The following is a 14934-nucleotide window of genomic DNA, read 5'->3' on the forward strand; positions in this document are numbered from 1 at the left end:
TGGCGCGGCGCGGGATCAGTTGGAGAAGCCGGGCATCGGTGCGGCGCCCTTGCTCGTCTTCGTGTTCGGCTTGGTGCCCGTCTTGATGGCCGGCTGCTGTGGGTCGCGGGTCGGGACGGGGCCGACCGGGGCGGCAGCGCCGATCGCGGGGTTGGCATAGCCCATCGGCGCGACGCTCGGCACCGGCCGGCGCCCGCCCGTCGTTCCGCCGCCGAGATCGCCGAGCAGGACCCGGCCGGCATCGGTCGGTGCCTTGTAGCCGTCGGTGGGCAGCGCGATGTCGGCCGGGTTGTTGACCGGCTTGACCAGATAGGGGGTGATGATCACCACCAGTTCGGTCTCGTTGCGCTGGAAGCTGTTCGACCGGAACAGCGCGCCGATGATCGGCAGGCTCGCGAGCCCCGGCGTCTTGTCGTAGGTGTTGTTGTGGTTGTTCGACAGCAGCCCGCTGATCATCATGCTCTGGCCCGAGCCGAGCTCGACCGTCGTCTCGGTCCGCCGCGTCGTCAGCCCCGGCACCCGTGTGCCGTTCAGCGTGACCGCGTTGGAGTAATCGAGCTGCGAGACCTCCGGGCGGACGCGCAGCGAGATGCGGCCGTCAGAGAGTACGGTCGGGGTGTAGGCCAAGCTGACGCCATATTGCTTGTACTCGACCGACACCGTGCCCAGCGCCTGAGCGATCGGGATCGGCACTTCACCGCCCGCGAGGAACGTCCCGGTCTCGCCCGACAGCGCGGTGAGGTTCGGGTTGGCGAGCGTGGAGACCTGTCCCGTCTGTTCGCCCAAGTCGATCGCCGCGAGCAGGTCGAGCCCAAGCAGGCGCCCGGCCATCCCGATCGTTGAGCCGGTGGTGGATTTGGCGGGGAAGCCGAACAGCGTGTTGCCGGGCAGCGCGCCATTCGCGTCGATCGCCGTGCCGGGCACCCCGACGACTCCGGGGACCGTCGTGATCGTGCCCTGCCGCCCCTGCGCGATGTTGAACAGGAAATTGCCCGATCCGCGGCTGGTCAGGTTGACGCCGATCGTCTTGACGAAGCTGCGCGAAACCTCGGCGACGCGGACCTGCAGATTGACCTGGAGCGGCGTCGCGGTCTTGAGCCGCGACAGGACCTTGGTCGCATCGCCGACGAACGCCTGGACCAGCCGTTCGGCCTCCGCTGCATCCTCGGGCGCGGCGACCGTGCCGGTGAGCAGGACGAGCCCGTTCATCGGCGTCGCGACGACCTGCGCCTCGGGCATCGCCAGCCCGAGCATCTGCTGGATCGAATCGAGATTGTTGCCGACCCGGACGGTCGAGCTGTAAACTATCGCGCCGCCCTTGGCCGTCGCCGAGATCGTCGTCTCGCCGGTCTTCTTGCCGAAGATGTAGAGCTGCGTCGGCGAGCGGACTTGGACGTCCGCGATCGTGTCGTCGGCGACGAACAGGTCGCTCATCGGCCGCGACAGCGTCACCAGCCGGCCACGCCCGGTATTGACCTGAACCAGCCCGGCGGGAGCGGCCGAGACCTGCGCCTGGGCGATGGCCGGCGCGGAGGGCGCGGTGCCTGCCGCGGCGAGCACCGCGGCGAACGACCAGCCGAGCGACGCCCGCATCCCTGTCATGCTCGTACGCATCTTACTTCCCCCCCACCGGAACGATGGTCATGCTGTTGCCGCGGGCGACCCGGACGACCGGGCCCGACGCGATCGCGCCCGAAGGGGCTCCGGCCGGCGCGCCGCCGGGTCCGCCAGCCGGCATCATCATCTGTGCCGAGCCGCCCGGACCGCCGGATGCGACCGCCTTGCCCGGCACGGTGCTGCGCTGGTAGCGCGACACGTCCGCGCCGGTGACGTAGCTGCTCGCACCCGACGAGGGCTGGCTCGCGAGACGCAGCAGCATCGCGCGCTCCGCCCTGGGATCCGACCCCGCGGGCACGCTCACGCTGCCCGACGCGATCGCGTCCTCGAGTTCGCCCGCATTGTCCGCGATCGAACGCAGCGACAGCGACAGCGTGCCCACCGTCTGCGCGACCGCGATCTCCTCGGCCATCTTGGGCGTCGTCTCGACCGTGACCGTCGAGAAGGTGCTGACGACGGTCTTGCCGTCGTCGCCGACCTTGTTGTCGGTGCGCTGATCGGTCGCGAGCACGCGCACATTGCGCATGATCGTCTCCGACACCTTCAGCGGATCACCGTCGCCGCCCCCCGCCACCGCCTGGGTCAGCACCAGATCGATCCGATCGCCCGGGAACACGAAGCCCGCGACCGATGCCTGTTCCGAGACGGGGACGGTCACCGCGCGCATGCCGGGCCCGAGCGCGGCCGCGAGGAAGCCGCGGTCGCCGGGCTTGACCAGCGCGCCCTGCGTCACCGGCTGACCCGCGGTGATCATGTTGCGCACCACGGTGCCCTGCAGCGCCTTCAGGTCGGTCTTGTCCTTCAGGTAATAGGCGTTGTCGACCAGCTCCTTGGGCCAGGGCTGGAACTTCAATGCGGTCGCGTCGAGGATCGTGCCGACCGGCAGCGCGCGAGTTGCGACCAGCACTTCCGGGCCGTCGATCACGGCGGGCTGCATCGCCACCGCGGTCGCCTGCGGGGCTGCGCTGCCCGCGATCAGCGTGCGGGCGAAGAAGGCCGTGACCGCCGCCACGATCAACGCACCGACCAGCAATATGAGCTTGCGACTATCCATGACTCATCGTGCCTTTCGGGCGCCGTGTGATTGATCGAACATTAAGTATCTACCGCAGGGAGTTAAGGAGTGGTTCGTGGACCGCGACGAGCCCTGCAAAGGCGATCGCGATGCCGTAGGGCACCTCGATCGCGGCGTTTTCGACGCCCGAATCGGCGCCCCGCATGGCCAGCTTCCTTGCGATCAGCATCCCCGCGGTCAGCACGCCGCCCGCGATCGACATCACCATCAGCATCGCCATGAACGCGCCGAACGGCAGCCACAGCGATAGCGCGACGATCAGCTTGACGTCGCCGCCGCCCATCAGCCCGAAATGAAAGGCGATGCAGAACAGCGCGAAGACCGCCGCGGCGATGCCGATCTGGATCGCCATGTCGGGCCAGGGCGACAGGCCGTTGGCCCACCACCATAATGGCGCGAGCAGCACGATCGCGGCGGTCTTCGCATTGGCGATCTCCCGCGTCCGTGCGTCCTCGATCGCAGCGAGGACGAGCAGCCCGGCGAGCAGAAAAAGTAGAATTGGAAGAGTAAACGTCGACCCCATGCACTACATTTAGCGGGTATGGCTTTCGAAAAAGTAACTGTGTCGCCGATGTTCGATTTTGATCCGACCTCCGGGCCCGCCTCCGGTCCGGCCCGTCCGCATGCCCGCACCACCGTCGCACCGATCGTGCCAGCCGCGAGTCGGCGCGCGATTCCCGACGATGCCCGCGTCAGTCGCTGGGTCGCACCAGACGGCTGGAGCCTGAGGCGGTTCGACTGGCCGGCACCGAACCCGCGCGGACGTTTCCTCTTCCAGGCCGGTCGCGGCGACAGTTTCGAGAAATATCTCGAGACGATCGCACATCTGCGCAGCGTCGGCTGGTCGGTGACCTCGCTCGACTGGCGCGGGCAGGGCGGGTCGGGGCGGCTGTCCCCCGACCCCTATGTCGGCCATGTCGACGACTTCGCGACCTACGATGCCGATCTCGCCGGCTTCTGGCAGCAGTGGCGCGGCGAAGGGGATAGCGGCATTCCGACAGCGATCCTTGGCCATTCGATGGGTGGGCTGATGGTGATGCGCGCGCTGACGGCGGGGACGATCGACCCGGCGGCGGCGATCCTTGTCGCACCGATGCTGGGCCTTCGCTCTCCCCTCGGCGCGCGGCTGAGCGGCCGGATCGCGCGCTACATGGCGCGGCGTGCGCCGATCCGCGCGGCCTGGCGCCAGAACGAGCGGCCCGGGCCCGTCGCCTCGCGCCAGCGTCTGCTCACTCACGACGCCGACCGCTATCACGACGAACGCTGGTGGCACGAGGCGCAGCCCGACCTGCAGCTCGGTCCGCCGAGCTGGACCTGGCTGTCCGAAGCATTTGCCGGGTCAGCGGCGCTTGCCTGTGATCCGCGCGTCGAGACGATCGCGACGCCGGTGCTGATGCTGCTCGCGGATGCCGACAAGCTGGTCGATCCGCATGCGGCGGTCCGGATCGTCGAGCGGTTGCGCGACGCGCGGCTGGTGCGGTTCGGTCCTGAATCGGCGCATGAGATTCTGCGCGAATCGGATGCCGTACGTGACCGTGCGCTGGCCGCGCTCGACGCGTTTCTCGACGACACGGTGCCGCGCCGATGAGCGTCTACGACGTCGCGATCGTCGGCGCGGGAATGGCCGGGGTCAGCCTCGCCGCGCTACTAGCGCCGCATGCGCGCGTGCTGCTGCTCGAGGCGGAGGATATGCCGGGCTACCACGCGACGGGGCGGTCCGCGGCCTTCTGGTCGGAAACCTATGGTGGCCCCGACATCCAGCCGCTGACGACCGCCTCGGGGCCGGTGCTCAGGGCCGGGGGGCATCTCCAGCCGCTGGGATCGCTGCATATCGGCCGTGCGCAGGACGCGCCCGCGATCGACCGGTTTCTTGCCGAGTTCTCCGACAGCGACGTGCAGCTCGACCGGGTCGATCCGGCGGCGTTCCTCCCCGGGCTGCGCCCCGACTGGACGCTGGGCGTGCACGAGCCGAGTTGCGCCTATATCGACGTCGCCGGGCTGCACGCGCACGACCTGGCGACCGCGCGGCGGGGCGGGGCGGATCTCGTGACCGGCGCCGCACTGCAAGCCGCCTGGCGCGACTCGGGCCAGTGGAGCATCGAGACGCCCGCGGGGACGTTTCGCGCCGCGGTACTGGTCAATGCGGCGGGGGCCTGGGCCGATACCGTCGCGCAGCGCGCGGGCGTGGCACCGATCGGACTTCAGCCCTACCGGCGGACGATGGTCCAGCTGCGGACCGATCCCGCAGCCGCGGCGGGCATGCCGCATGTTGCCGACATTTCAGGCGGCTTCTATTTCAAGCCCGAGCCCGGCGGGCGCCTCTGGCTGAGCCCGCATGACGAGACGCCGACCGATCCCTGTGATGCCGCGCCCGAGGAGATCGACGTCGCGATCGCGATCGACCGGCTCGAACAGGCGGTCGACTGGCAGGTCACGCAGGTCGAACGCCGCTGGGCGGGCCTGCGAACCTTCGCGCCCGACCGGCTGCCGGTCTATGGCTTCGACCCGAGCGAACCCGGCTTCTTCTGGTGCGCGGGGCAGGGCGGTTTCGGCATCCAGACCGCACCGGCGGCGGCGCGTCTTGCCGCCGCGCTGTTGCTCGGGACGTCGCCAGATCCTGCGGTGGCGGGGATCGATCCACGTCGCTATTCATCCCGTCGCTTTTCAGGCCGCTGCGTGTTAGCCTAGCGACGGCCCGACGCCATAGCGGCGATCGCGGCGTTGCTGGCCAGCGTATCGGCGCGTTCGTTCTCGGGGTGGCCGGCATGGCCCTTGACCCATTGCCACTCGATCTTGTGCCGCGCGACCGCGGCGAGCAGCGCGTGCCACAGCTCGGCATTCTTCACCGGCTTCTTGTCCGCAGTCCTCCAGCCGTTGCGCTGCCAGCCCTTCACCCATTTGGTCAGGCCATCCATCACATATTTGCTGTCGGTGTAGAGCGTTACCGCGCAGGGCCGGGTGAGGATGTTGAGCGCCTCGATCGCCGCGGTCATCTCCATCCGGTTGTTGGTCGTCTGCGGCTCGCCGCCCGACAATTCCTTCTCGTGCGCGCCCATCCGGATCACCGCGCCCCAGCCGCCCGGTCCCGGATTCCCCTTGCAGGCGCCATCGGTATAGATCTCGACCTTGGTCATCGTTGTCGCGGCAGCGTCGTCGGTCATGCGAACAGGTCGTCCTTGAGATAGGCTTCGAGCCGCCGCCAATAGGCGAGCGGATCCTTGCGCGTCACCAGCGCATCGGCCGGCGTGTTGACCCAATCCCAGGCGCGCGTCAGCAGGAAGCGCAGGCAGGCGCCCTGCGCGAGGATCGGCAGCGCGGCGCGCTCGGCCTCGGACAGCGCGAACCGGCTTTCATAGCCCTCGATCAGCGCCGCGCCGATCGCGGGATCGTAACGCTCGCCGGTCGCGTCGAACGCCCAGGCGCTGTGCATCACTGCCAGATCATAGGCGCGGATGTCGGTGCAGGCGAAATAGAAGTCGATCACCCCGGTCACGCGGTCGCCGAGCATCAGGACATTGTCCGGGAACAGGTCCGTATGGATCGCCGCCACCGGCAGGTCGCGCGGCCACTGGGCGAGCACCCGCGCCAGCGCTGCCTCGATCCGCGCGAACAGCCCGGGCTCGATCGTGTCGATCCCAGCACCGCACCGCTCGAGCAGCGGGCGCCAAGTGTCGGCGCCCAGCGGGTTGGCGCGGGTCGGTGCGAAGTCCGCCAGCCCGGCATGGAGCTGACCCATCGCCGCGCCGGCCGCCCGTGCCTGTGCGGGGGTGGGGTGCGACACCGACACGCCGGTCAGGAACTCGATCAGACAGGCGGAGCGCCCGGCGAGTTGCTGGATCGCGAGACCGTCGCGATCGGGCAGCGCGCGCGGCACCGGATTGCCCGCCGCGGCCAGATGATCGAGCATCGTAAGGAAGAAGGGCAGGTCGTCGGTCGACGTCCATTCCTCGTACAGCGTTAGGATGAAGCGGTCCGCGGTGGTCTCGACGAGGTAGTTGCTGTTCTGCACCCCCTCGGCGATTCCCTTGGCAGAGACCAGCGCACCCTGGTCGTACCGCGCGAGGAACGTTCCAAGCGCCTCGGCCGAGACCTGCGTATAGACCGCCATGCTAGGCGGCGGCTTCGAGCCCGCGGGGCAGCTTGAAGGCGATCGTCTCGCGCGTCGTCTCGACCTCGCGCTCGGACACCTCGAACCGCTCAGCGAGGCGCGTGACGAGTTCGCGGACGAGCAGCTCGGGCGCGGACGCACCTGCGGTGATGCCGAGCGTGCCGACTCCAGCGAGGAACTCCCAGTCAAGTTCGCTGGCGCGCTGGATCAGCATCGCGGGCGTGCCCTCGCGCTGCGCGACCTCGACCAGCCGCACCGAATTGGACGAATTGGGCGCGCCGATCACCAGCATCGCGTCACACCCATGCGCGATCGCCTTGACTGCAGCCTGGCGGTTCGAGGTCGCGTAGCAGATGTCCTCGCCACGCGGCGGCAGCATCTCGGGAAAACGTCGCTGCAGCGTCGCGACGACCGCCGCGGTGTCGTCGACCGACAGCGTGGTCTGCGTCAGGAAGGCGAGATTGGCGGGGTCGATCGGCGCGAAGACTTCCGCATCCTCGACGGTTTCGATCAGCGACATCGCGCCCTCAGGCACCTGGCCAAAGGTGCCGATCACCTCGGGATGGCCGGCATGGCCGATGAACACGATGTGCCGCCCCTGCGCGACCAGCCGCTCGGCCTGGCGATGGACCTTCGAGACCAGCGGGCAGGTCGCATCGAGATATTCGAGCCCGCGCGCCTGCGCGTCGAGCGGCACCGATTTGGGAACGCCGTGCGCGGAGAACACCACCGGCGCATCGTCGGGCACCTCGCTCAGATCCTCGACGAACACCGCGCCCTGCGCCTTCAGCGTGTCGACGACGAACTTGTTGTGGACGATCTCGTGACGGACATAGACCGGCGCGCCGTGCTTCTCGATCGCCAGTTCGACGATGCGGATCGCGCGGTCGACGCCGGCGCAGAAGCCGCGCGGCGCCGCGATCAACAGTTCGAGCGCGGGTTTGTCGCCGCGCACGGCCGGCTCAGCGAGCGAGGTTGCGGGGGTTGCGATGGGCTCTGGGGGGATGCTCATAGTCGTCGGGCTCTACGCGATTGCTTGCCTGGACGAAAGCCGGTTCCTATGGTGCGCGGTGACAGGGGCCGGTGCGGTTGCGCAGGCCCTTTCGCTCGTTCGAGAAGGTACGCGTCCCCGTGAAAGCCCCCATCCTTGCCGCTTCGATCCTCGCGCTCGCCCTGGGCGGTTGCGCTTCCAAGGGAGAGATCGACGCGACCGGCGGCATCTCCGCGATCCGCACCGCGTGCCCGACCGTCGCGGTGCCCGCCGCGACCGGGGACATCACCGTGTTCGACCCCGTCACCAGCCGCGACCAGTCGGCGATCGACGTCACCGCGCTGATGACCAATGTCCGTTCGACGTGTGTCGACGCGAACGACCCGATCCTGACGAACGTGACGTTCACCGTCCAGGCGCGGCGTGCGCGCGCCGACGCGGCGCGCGACGTCGTGCTGCCCTATTTCGTGACCGTGGTGCGCGGCGGCAGCGCGGTCGTTGCCAAGCGCGTTGGCCGTGTGACGCTGCACTTCGACGCAGGCCAGCTGCGGGCGGAGGCGAATGCGCAGGGTACGGCAACGATCACGCGTGCGGCGGCTACGCTGTCGGCAGACGTGCGCGAGAAGCTGACGCGCAAGCGCAAGGCAGGCGACGAGGATGCGGCGGTCGATCCGCTGAGCACGCCCGAGGTGCGGCAGGCGGTGCTGCGCGCCAGCTTCGAGACGCTGGTCGGGTTCCAGCTGACCGCCGACCAGCTGAAGTACAACGCCACCCGCTGAGTCACCACCATCCCGTCATCCTGACGAAAGTCAGGATCCAGAGCCAAGCTGCGGCCCGTCCGTGATCCTGGATCCTGACTTTCGTCAGGATGACGGGGCGTGAGGCCGCCGCGATCGCAGCAAAAGGACGATCACGCCAAACCGCCGATTGACTAAGATTGTGCGGCGCGGCACAGCTTGACGCGTCGATGCCGGGCAACCGGCATGGCACCGCGCGGGAGAGCGTTTCCTGGTCCTTTTAGGATCGGCCCTGAAAGGGGCAGGGAGCCGCCGAAGGAGCAACCACCCCGGAATCTCTCAGGCACCAGAGACCGCGCGGGGCTGATCGACACTCTGGAAAGCGTCCTGGCGTCCGCGCCGAGGGCCACCGAAGGGGTAAGCCGCCAATCAGGCGGTGAAAGCTCTCAGGTTCCGTGACAGAGGGGGTCGGATCGCAGCACCACAGGGTGCCGCGCGCCCCTTCGACGGAGACCGACATGAGCGACGCCGACATTCGAGACTATGCGAGCATCATCGACGAGGCCGACGATTACGTCGAGCCCGAGGTGCTGCCATTGCCGCTCGACGCGTGGCACCGCGCGAACGGCGCACGGATGGTCGAGTTCGCCGGCTATCAGATGCCGATCCAGTATGACGGCATCATGGCCGAACACGCCTGGACGCGCGAATCGGCCGGCCTGTTCGACGTCAGCCATATGGGCCAGCTCGTCTTCTCGGGCGAAGGCGTCGCGAGCGCGCTCGAAACCGTGCTGCCGGGCGACATCGCAGGGCTCGGCGAGGGCAAGATGCGCTATTCGCTGCTGCTCGCGCAGGATGGCGGCATCCTCGACGACCTGATGGCGACGCGCCTGCCCGACGATCAGCCCTCGCCCTTCTCGGTGCAGGACGTCGAGCCCGAGGCGTACGACCCGCTCCACCCGTCGCCGACCGCGAGCGGCAGCTTCTATGTCGTCGTCAACGGCGCGACCAAATATGACGATGTCAGCTATCTGATCGAGCATCTGCCCGACGACGTCACGATCAACATCCTCGAGGATCAGGCGCTGCTCGCAGTGCAGGGCCCCAAGGCGGTCGCGGCGGTTGCTCAGATTGTCCCCGGCATCGACGGCCTCGTGTTCATGACCGCGGGCGCGTTCCACTGGAACGACGTGCCGCTCTGGATCAGCCGATCGGGCTATACCGGCGAGGACGGCGTCGAGATCTCGATCCCCGCCGAGCATGCCGTCGCGTTCGCCGACGCGCTGCTCGCACTGCCCGAGATCAAGCCGATCGGCCTTGGTGCACGCGATTCGCTGCGTCTCGAAGCCGGTTTGCCGCTCTACGGCCACGACCTCGATCCCGAGACTACGCCGGTGATGGCTGATCTCGGCTTTGCGCTGTCCAAGCGTCGCCGTGAGGCCGCCGACTTCCCCGGCGCCCAGCGTATCCTCTCCCAGCGCGAGAATGGCCCCGCCACCAAGCGCGTCGGCCTGATCGTCGAGGGCCGCCAGCCCGCACGCGAGGGGTCCGAGGTGATCGACGACACCGGCGCGACGATCGGCCGCCTCACGAGCGGCGGGTTCGCGCCGACGCTCGGGAAGCCGATCGCGATGGCCTATGTGCCGCTCGCGCTGGCGACGCCGGGCACCCGCATCGAGATCGCACAGCGCGGCAAGGTCCATAGCGCGACCGTCACCGCAATGCCCTTCATTCCCCACCGCTACGTCCGCGCAGGAGCCAAGTGATATGAGCCGTTATTTTACGCAGGATCATGAGTGGGTCGATGTCGACGGTGACGTCGGCACGGTCGGCATCAGCGAATACGCGCAGAGCCAGCTCGGCGACGTCGTGTTCGTCGAGGTTCCCGAGGCCGGCAAGCAGCTGGCCAAGGGCGCCGATGCCGCGGTCGTCGAATCGGTCAAGGCCGCGTCGGACGTCTATTCGCCGGTGTCGGGCACCGTCATCGAGGGCAACGCCGCGCTCGCAGACGATTCGAGCCTGGTGAATTCGGACGCCGAAGCCGCCGGCTGGTTCTTCAAGCTGACGCTCAGCGATCCGAGCGAGCTCGACAGCCTGATGGACGAAGCTGCCTACGCGGCGTTCGTCGAAGGGCTTTAATTCGTCAAAGCCCCTCCCCTTCAGGGGAGGGGTTGGGGTGGGGCAGTGCGACAGACGCGCCGCCTGTGGAAACGCCCCACCCCCAACCCCTCCCCTGAAGGGGAGGGGCAAGGAGAGTTCCATGCGCTACCTTCCCCTGACCCAGCCCGACCGCGAGGCGATGCTCGCCGTCATCGGTGCCGCGACGATCGACGACCTGTTCGTCGACGTGCCCGAAGCCGCCCGCCTCGACGGCCCCGTCCGCGACCTGCCGATGCATGCCTCCGAAATGGCGGTCGAACGCCACATGTCGGTGCTCGCCAAGAAGAACCTGACCGCGGGTGAAGCCCCGTTCTTCCTCGGCTGCGGCGCGTACAAGCATCATGTACCCGCCAGCGTCGATCACCTGATCCAGCGCGGCGAGTTCCTGACCGCCTACACGCCATACCAGCCCGAGATCGCGCAGGGCACGCTGCAGATGCTGTTCGAGTTCCAGACGCAGGTCGCGCGGCTGCTCGGCACCGACGTCGCCAATGCGTCGATGTACGACGGCTCGACCGCGTGCTGGGAAGCGATCGTGATGGCGCGTCGCATCACCAAGCGCGGCAAGGCGATCCTGTCGGCGGGGCTGCACCCGCATTACGTGTCGGTGTCGAACACGATGGCGAAGTTCACCGGCGACGTGCTTGATACGACCGACCCGCGGCTGGTGCCCGAGATGGACATCGACCGGCTGATCGCGAAGATCGACGACGACACGTCGTGCGTGGTCGTCCAGTATCCCGACATTCTCGGCCGCATCGCCGATCTGCGTCCGCTCGCGGATGCGTGCCACGCCAAGAAGGCGTTGCTGATCGCGGTCGTCACCGAGCCCGTCGCGCTCGGCGCGATCACCTCGCCCGGCGAGATGGACGCGGACATCGTCGTCGGCGAGGGGCAGTCGCTCGGCGTCGGCCTCCAGTTCGGCGGGCCCTATGTCGGCCTGTTCGGCTGCAAGGACAAATATGTCCGCCAGATGCCCGGCCGGCTCTGTGGCGAAACCGTCGACGCCGATGGCCGACGCGGCTTCGTGCTGACTCTGTCGACGCGCGAGCAGCATATTCGCCGTGAAAAGGCGACGTCGAACATCTGCACCAACTCGGGGCTGTGCGCGCTGGCTTTCTCGATCCACATGACGCTGCTCGGCGAAGCGGGCCTGCGCCAGCTTGCCGAGGTGAACCATGCAGGTGCTGTAGCCGCGGCCGAGCGACTGTCGCAGATCCCCGGCGTCGAACTGATCAACGACAGCTTCTTCAACGAATTCACGCTGAAGCTGCCCGTCGAGGCGCGCCCCGTTGTCCGCACGCTTGCCGATCGCGGCATCCTTGCGGGCGTCTCGCTCGGGCGGCTCTATCCGGGCAAGCACGATCTTGCGAACGGCCTCGTCGTCGCCGTGACCGAAACGACCACCGCGGAGGACGTCGAAACGCTTGCGTCCGCACTATCCACCGTACTTGGGGAGATACTGGCATGAGCATCAACCAGAGCGGCTGGCGCCCGACCGCGCCCGAGCAGGGCAATGGCAACGTCCCCGCCAGCGTCACCGGCAACAAGGCGCTGATGCTCGAGGAAGCGCTGATCTTCGAGATCGGCGATACGCACACTACGGGCGTCGATTTTTGTTCACCCGCGAAGGCGGGTGCCCAGACTGGGTCCCCGCCTTCGCGGGGAAACAAGCTTGGGGCGCTCGCTCGCGCCAACCCGATCGGCCTCCCCGGTCTGTCGGAGCCAGAAACCGTCCGCCATTACACGCGCCTGTCGCGCCAGAATTACGGCATCGATCTCGGCTTTTTTCCGCTCGGCAGTTGCACGATGAAGCACAATCCGCGCCTCAACGAGAAGATGGCGCGGTTGCCCGGGTTTTCCGACGTCCACCCGCTCCAGCCGGTCGACACGGTGCAGGGCGCGCTCGAGGTCATCCACCAGCTCGCGCACTGGCTCGTCACGCTCACCGGCATGACCAGCGTCGCGATGAGCCCGAAGGCCGGCGCGCACGGCGAACTCTGCGGGATCCTCGCGATCCGTGCCGCGCTCGAAGCCAAGGGTGAGGGGCACCGCAAGGTCATCCTCGTCCCCGAGAGCGCGCACGGTACCAATCCCGCCACCGCGGCATTCGCCGGCTATAGCGTCGAGGATATCCCCGCCACCGCCGAGGGTCGCGTCGACACCGAAGCGCTGAAGGCCCGGCTCGGCCCCGACGTCGCGGGCGTGATGATCACCAACCCCAACACCTGCGGGCTGTTCGAGCGCGACATGCGCGAGATTTCGGACGCAGTGCATGCGGCGGGCGGTTTCGTCTATTGCGACGGCGCGAACTTCAACGCGATCGTCGGCCGCGTCCGCCCAGGCGATCTCGGCATCGATGCGATGCACATCAACCTGCACAAGACCTTCTCGACCCCGCATGGCGGCGGTGGTCCAGGTTCGGGTCCGGTGGTGTTCTCGGCGGCGCTCACGCCCTACGCGCCGCTGCCGTTCGTCGAAAAGCAGGGCGAGACTTTTGTCCTCGTCGAGGAGGAAACCGCAGGCGAACATCATGCCGGCAGCTTTGGCCGGATGGTCGCGTTCCACGGCCAGATGGGCATGTTCACGCGCGCGCTGACCTACATCCTCAGCCACGGCGCCGATGGCCTGCGCCAGGTGTCGGAAGATGCGGTGCTCAACGCGAACTACATCCTGCGCAGCCTCGACGAGACGCTCGACGCGCCGTTCGGCCCGTCGGGTCCATGCATGCACGAGGCGCTGTTCTCCGATTCGGGTCTCGCCGAGGGCTTCTCGACGATCGACATCGCCAAGGGGCTGATCGACGAGGGTTTCCACCCGATGACGATGTACTTCCCGCTCGTCGTCCACGGCGCGATGCTGGTCGAGCCGACCGAGACCGAATCGAAGGCGGCGCTCGACCAGTTCATCGCCGCACTGCGATCGGTCGCCGAACGCGCCAAGGCGGGCGACCCCAGCCTCAAGACCGCCCCGCACTTCGCCCCCCGCGCGCGCCTCGACGAGACGCTCGCGGCACGCAAACCGGTGCTGGTCTGGAAGGATCCCGCACCGCTTGCGCAGGCGGCGGAGTAGGCCCCGAGCCAGCGACACCCCGGCTTCCCGAAGCATGGCGGAGACGGAGCGCGCCCTACGCGCTCCGTCATCCCATCCGCTCCCGTCGTCCTGACGAAAGTCAGGACCCAGGGTAACCGAGCGATACCGGTCGTGGCTCTGGATCCTGACTTTCGTCAGGATGACGGATATGATGCCCGTCAGGCGATCGCGCGGTCGGTTTCGTCCTGGCGGCGGACATGTTCGCGCCAGACGATGTAGAGGCCGCTCGCGACGATGACGGGGGCGCCGAACCAGGTCGCCTCGGCGGGCAGCGTGTCGAACACCAGCCAGCCGAGCAATGTCGCCCATAACAGGCTCGAATAATCCATCGGCACCACCACCGACACCGGCCCGAGCCGCAACGACGTCGTCATCGCGATCTGCGCGAGGCCGCCGAAGATTCCGACGCTCGCGAGGCAGGCCCAGGTCACGAGATCATGCGACTCCGCCGCCCGCGCGTAGATCACCGACAGCGGCACCAGCGACAGCGCGGAGAACCAGAACACCGTCGTCAGCGCGCTCTCGGTCTTGCCGATCTGCCGGAGCAGGATCGACACGCTCGCGGTCCCGAACGCGCCCGCCAGCGCACAGCCCGCACCCCATAACGGAAAATGATCGCCGCTGCCGGGCTGCGCGACGATCAGCACGCCGGCAAACCCCGCCGCCACCGCCGCCCAGCGATGCCAGCCGGTCGGCTCGCGCAGCACCAGCGCGCCAAGGATCGTGGCGAAGATCGGCACGGTGAAGCCGATCGTCGTCGCTTCCGCCAGCGGCAGCGCGACGATCCCGTTGAAGGTGAACGCCATCGCCGACAGCCCGACGACCGCGCGGATGACGTGCGCGGGCAGGCGCTTGGTCGCGATCGAGGGCAGGCCAGGCCCGGCGAGGATCACCCCGGACACCAGCAGGCACGCGCCGAACTGGCGGAAGAACAGGATCTCCGACACGCTCGCGCCGTGGCGTTCGGCCAGCTTGATCGCGGTGTTCATCAGCGCGAAGATCACGACCGACAGCAACCGCATGCCGATGGCGGGAAGGATGCGGTCCGAGGGCATTGCCTGCACCTACGCAAACCGCGCCCGCGATCCCACCCGAAACATCCGTCATCCTGACGAAAGTCAGGATCCAGAGCCAGAAGCGCTACGGGTGGTAT

The 14934-nt window shown here is 68.1% G+C and carries 14 protein-coding genes and 1 riboswitch; of the genes, 7 read left to right on the forward strand and 7 right to left on the reverse strand.

Going from position 1 to position 14934, the window contains the following annotated elements; translation table 11 throughout:
* Positions 1 to 15 precede the first annotated feature (15 nt).
* Genes FHY04_RS15665 through FHY04_RS15675 form a run of 3 tightly spaced genes read right to left on the reverse strand, consistent with a single transcriptional unit; the run spans position 16 to position 3215 of the window.
* Entirely contained in the window at positions 16 to 1614 is a 1599-nt protein-coding gene (locus FHY04_RS15665) for a type II and III secretion system protein family protein (protein ID WP_260171556.1), read from the reverse strand.
* 1 nt (position 1615) lies between these two features.
* A complete protein-coding gene (gene cpaB / locus FHY04_RS15670; protein WP_056674466.1) occupies positions 1616 to 2671 on the reverse strand; it encodes a Flp pilus assembly protein CpaB in 1056 nt (351 codons plus the stop codon).
* Positions 2672 to 2720: 49 nt separating this feature from the next.
* Positions 2721 to 3215, reverse strand: a complete 495-nt coding sequence (locus tag FHY04_RS15675) for a prepilin peptidase (RefSeq protein WP_183937096.1) — start codon at positions 3213 to 3215, stop codon at positions 2721 to 2723.
* A 48-nt stretch (positions 3216 to 3263) separates the two neighbouring features.
* Between FHY04_RS15675 and FHY04_RS15680 the strand changes: the two genes are divergently transcribed.
* Together FHY04_RS15680 and FHY04_RS15685 are read left to right on the forward strand one after the other, a co-directional pair.
* Positions 3264 to 4280 carry an alpha/beta fold hydrolase gene (locus FHY04_RS15680; protein WP_183937097.1) on the forward strand — a complete coding sequence of 339 codons (1017 nt, stop codon included), beginning with the start codon at positions 3264 to 3266 and terminating at the stop codon, positions 4278 to 4280.
* Entirely contained in the window at positions 4277 to 5380 is a 1104-nt protein-coding gene (locus tag FHY04_RS15685; RefSeq protein WP_183937098.1) for an FAD-binding oxidoreductase, read from the forward strand. The genes FHY04_RS15680 and FHY04_RS15685 overlap by 4 nt, the downstream gene beginning before the upstream one ends.
* Here the strand turns inward: FHY04_RS15685 and rnhA are convergent.
* From rnhA to ispH, 3 genes are read right to left on the reverse strand one after another with little or no spacing between them, the layout of a single operon-like run.
* Entirely contained in the window at positions 5377 to 5853 is a 477-nt protein-coding gene (gene rnhA / locus FHY04_RS15690) for a ribonuclease HI (RefSeq protein WP_183937099.1), read from the reverse strand. The two genes, FHY04_RS15685 and rnhA, sit on opposite strands and share 4 nt — an antisense overlap.
* A complete protein-coding gene (thrB, locus tag FHY04_RS15695) occupies positions 5850 to 6800 on the reverse strand; it encodes a homoserine kinase (protein ID WP_183937100.1) in 951 nt (316 codons plus the stop codon). The genes rnhA and thrB overlap by 4 nt, the downstream gene beginning before the upstream one ends.
* A gap of 1 nt (position 6801) precedes the next feature.
* Positions 6802 to 7755, reverse strand: a complete 954-nt coding sequence (gene ispH / locus FHY04_RS15700) for a 4-hydroxy-3-methylbut-2-enyl diphosphate reductase (RefSeq protein WP_311725166.1) — start codon at positions 7753 to 7755, stop codon at positions 6802 to 6804.
* Between the two features lie 176 nt (positions 7756 to 7931).
* Here ispH and FHY04_RS15705 point away from each other — a divergent pair, with 176 nt between their 5' ends.
* The 5 genes from FHY04_RS15705 to gcvPB all read left to right on the forward strand — a co-directional run bounded on the left by FHY04_RS15705 (position 7932) and on the right by gcvPB (position 13760).
* Positions 7932 to 8570 (forward strand): hypothetical protein, encoded by a 639-nt coding sequence (locus FHY04_RS15705; RefSeq protein ID WP_234387500.1) that lies wholly within the window; start codon positions 7932 to 7934, stop codon positions 8568 to 8570.
* Positions 8571 to 8775: 205 nt separating this feature from the next.
* Positions 8776 to 8894, forward strand: a riboswitch (glycine riboswitch).
* Positions 8895 to 9046: 152 nt separating this feature from the next.
* Positions 9047 to 10294, forward strand: coding sequence for a glycine cleavage system aminomethyltransferase GcvT (gcvT, locus tag FHY04_RS15710; protein ID WP_183937102.1), 1248 nt, complete (start codon positions 9047 to 9049; stop codon positions 10292 to 10294).
* A 1-nt stretch (position 10295) separates the two neighbouring features.
* Positions 10296 to 10667: a glycine cleavage system protein GcvH gene (gcvH, locus tag FHY04_RS15715; protein ID WP_183937103.1), complete on the forward strand. Its 372-nt coding sequence runs from the start codon at positions 10296 to 10298 to the stop codon at positions 10665 to 10667.
* Between the two features lie 121 nt (positions 10668 to 10788).
* Positions 10789 to 12159, forward strand: coding sequence for an aminomethyl-transferring glycine dehydrogenase subunit GcvPA (gene gcvPA / locus FHY04_RS15720; protein WP_183937104.1), 1371 nt, complete (start codon positions 10789 to 10791; stop codon positions 12157 to 12159).
* Positions 12156 to 13760, forward strand: coding sequence for an aminomethyl-transferring glycine dehydrogenase subunit GcvPB (gene gcvPB / locus FHY04_RS15725; RefSeq protein WP_183937105.1), 1605 nt, complete (start codon positions 12156 to 12158; stop codon positions 13758 to 13760). Before gcvPA ends, gcvPB begins: the two co-directional genes overlap by 4 nt.
* A gap of 179 nt (positions 13761 to 13939) precedes the next feature.
* Here the strand turns inward: gcvPB and FHY04_RS15730 are convergent, their stop codons facing one another.
* Positions 13940 to 14836, reverse strand: coding sequence for a DMT family transporter (locus FHY04_RS15730; protein ID WP_183937106.1), 897 nt, complete (start codon positions 14834 to 14836; stop codon positions 13940 to 13942).
* Positions 14837 to 14934 lie beyond the last annotated feature (98 nt).

This window comes from Sphingomonas sp. BK481, assembly GCF_014194875.1.
GTDB classification, from domain to species: domain Bacteria; phylum Pseudomonadota; class Alphaproteobacteria; order Sphingomonadales; family Sphingomonadaceae; genus Sphingomonas; species Sphingomonas aerolata.